Below are 1,734 nucleotides of genomic sequence, written 5' to 3'. Positions count from 1 at the left end.
ATTCAATGAGAAACGTCGCGATCGAAATTCTCATCCAATCTGGGGCAATGCAGGTCAGACTAGTAAATGTGCCCCAGATTCAATGAGAACGGACATCGGCCGCCAATGTGTGCTGCCCTCGTGCTGCCCTTGTGGTCGCTAACTAGAGGGGAGGGCTACGTGGTCAATGCACCAGGATGGCCAGGGGTGATGTGTTGGGCGATGGTGTCGCTGTATCGCTCGAGCACGCCGTCGAGCATGCCGATGGTGGACTGCGCTTGGCTAATCGCTTGAACGTACCCGGTCGCGCCCTCGCGGAACTCGTCCGCCGCGGTGCGGTAGCCCTCGGCAGCCGCACGGTAGCCGTCGGCACCGCGTTGCATGTTTGCATTCGCCGAGATCATGGCAGCCAGCGTGGACTGGCTTTCGCGTAACGCATCTCGCAATGTTGCCTGACCTGCCAGGAGAAGTCGCTCACCTTCTTCTGCCGCTAGCGCCCGTGCCCGTAGATCGGCATTCTCCGCGCGCAACGCGGCGATCTCGCTGCCTTCGGTACGCGCGCCCGACCTCACGGTCGCCGCTGGAGGTGTGAGCTGGTCGGTGTAGACGAACCACTGACGACGCTGGCCGCCGGTCGATGTTCCGCCCTCAAGTACGCCCGATTCGATCATGCGGCGCACCGTGCGGACATCGCGCCCCAAAATCCGCGCAGCCTCCGGTGCTCCGGTGACAGGTCGCCCACGTTCGGGACGGCTGCCCATCGCCATGAGAGCGGGTCCTTTCAGCGACGCACCTGCAAGCGCTCAGTGTACGTCGTGCGGGGGACATAAGGCACTAGTGTTGGCGTGCGAAAATGACTGTAATAAGAGCATCAAGACCCGCGACACTCGCCTGCGCGGAATACCGCGCAAGGACGCGGGAGCCCTTACTATGGACATGATGCATTTAATAGATACATAACCAAAGCTCACGGCGCAGGAGGGCGAGTCACGTGGCACCGCAAAAGACCCCGAGCGAAGCGGCTCCGCAGCGGAAGAGCCGCAGAGGCTCCGAAAACCGCAGGATGTCGGCTCAGTTCACGATGAGAATGACCGAGCAGGCGCGCGCCAAGCTGGACGAGGCCGCGCGGGAGCAGGGCTTTAAGGACGCCAAAGCGCTGGTGATGTTCCGGCTGGAACCAGATCTTGGCGGGCTCGAACTCGTCTCTTGACTTTCCGCGCGCGAATTCGATGAGCTCGTCAGTGCCGGGTTGAAAGCGAAACACAGCACCGGTGAAACCACGACATGAGCCAGCCACTGCGTGCCGGTCCGGGTGCGGCGTAGCCGTGGCATTAGCGCAAGTGCTCAGGTTAGCTTTGGTGGGTGAGTATTGCGGCGTTTGTGGCGGGGGTTGACCGCATGTTGTCGCGTGCGCATGACCTGTATCCCGCTAGTGGTGGGGGTGCGTCGTTGCCGAGCTCAGGTCAGGGTTCGGTGCCGGCCTCACCCGAGGGTGTGGGCGGGTTGCCGTCCGGTGTGACCCGGGCTGCGGGCTCCTATCAGCAGGCCCGCGCCGGTGCTGCGGGTTTAGATCGGGAGTTGCAGGCCGCCGCCGAGCAGGGTGAGGCAATCGGGGCCCAAGGCCGGGCCAGCTCGGGGGTGATTCGCGATCAGGCCCGCGGGGCGTGTCAGATGGTTTGTGTGAGGGGATGTGCTCCTGACTGAAAGCCGAGACACTGATGACCGTGGTGGATAAGAAGCTTGACCGTGAGGAAC

3 protein-coding genes are annotated in these 1,734 nt (G+C 62.9%); 2 read left to right on the top strand and 1 reads right to left on the bottom strand.

Annotated elements, in window-relative coordinates:
• Window positions 1-155: 155 nt before the first annotated feature.
• Entirely contained in the window at window positions 156-746 is a 591-nt protein-coding gene (locus SKC41_RS31700) for a hypothetical protein (RefSeq protein WP_330981550.1), read from the bottom strand.
• 296 nt (window positions 747-1,042) lie between these two features.
• On the opposite strand from SKC41_RS31700, the gene SKC41_RS31695 reads away from it, so the two are divergent.
• Window positions 1,043-1,189, top strand: a complete 147-nt coding sequence (locus SKC41_RS31695) for a hypothetical protein (RefSeq protein ID WP_330981549.1) — start codon at window positions 1,043-1,045, stop codon at window positions 1,187-1,189.
• A 152-nt stretch (window positions 1,190-1,341) separates the two neighbouring features.
• Complete coding sequence (locus SKC41_RS31690; protein ID WP_330981548.1) at window positions 1,342-1,683, top strand: hypothetical protein; 342 nt, start codon at window positions 1,342-1,344, stop codon at window positions 1,681-1,683.
• The last annotated feature ends 51 nt before the right edge of the window (window positions 1,684-1,734 follow it).

It is taken from the genome of Mycobacterium sp. 050128 (assembly GCF_036409155.1).
Classification (GTDB): Bacteria; Actinomycetota; Actinomycetes; order Mycobacteriales; family Mycobacteriaceae; genus Mycobacterium.
This window is presented reverse-complemented; position numbering and strand designations above follow the sequence as displayed.